Source organism: Bacillus sp. LR--39, from assembly GCF_053613335.1.
On the sequence record NZ_JBSIOT010001212.1, the window covers coordinates 1 to 600 of the forward strand.

The window sequence follows — 600 nt, forward strand, 5'->3', positions numbered from 1 at the left end:
CATTGTACAAAAATGATAGGGCGGTAATCGGGACGGTGCCGCCTGCAAAGAAGCTCATCGACATTTGTCCTAGAATATCATACCCCGATTCATTTCGGATGTCAGCAAGAATCAAAACGTCCTGATGAGGAACAGAGATCGCCAGCTCACCTTCTGCATGCTGCTTATATTCATTTAAGATCGCTTCGTTCAAAATCCGGCTTGCGTCGTATCCGTCGTTTGCCCTGAAGAAATAAAAGTAATTGCCGGCAACCGTATCCTCTTTGACAACCGTCGGCAGGGAACGGAGATTAAATGCGGCCGTCTCTCTGATCCGCTCTTTTGTCCAGTTTTCTTTCTCAAGCATGCGCTGGTCAATTAAACGGTAGGTTTTCCCGAGATCTAGCGCGTAATAAATTCTTGTCTCTGCGGTATGATCGTCATAAATGAGCGGGATATCTTCGCTGGACTTGTCCGGGAAGGAAGTCGAGCGGATGACCGGATAAATGCGAGTTTCTTTCCCGGTCATTTCCTGAGCCTTCCCTTCCATTGCCGTCATCGCTTCGGAGACATAGTACACGATCTCATCAATGGCTTCGTCTTTTTTCAGTTCCCATTTTG

1 protein-coding gene is annotated in these 600 nt (G+C 47.3%); it reads right to left on the reverse strand.

The window, feature by feature from the left end; translation table 11 throughout:
• A partial coding sequence (locus ACWHAR_RS29495; protein WP_452088744.1) for a DUF1444 family protein occupies window positions 1-600 on the reverse strand: 600 nt, incomplete at both ends.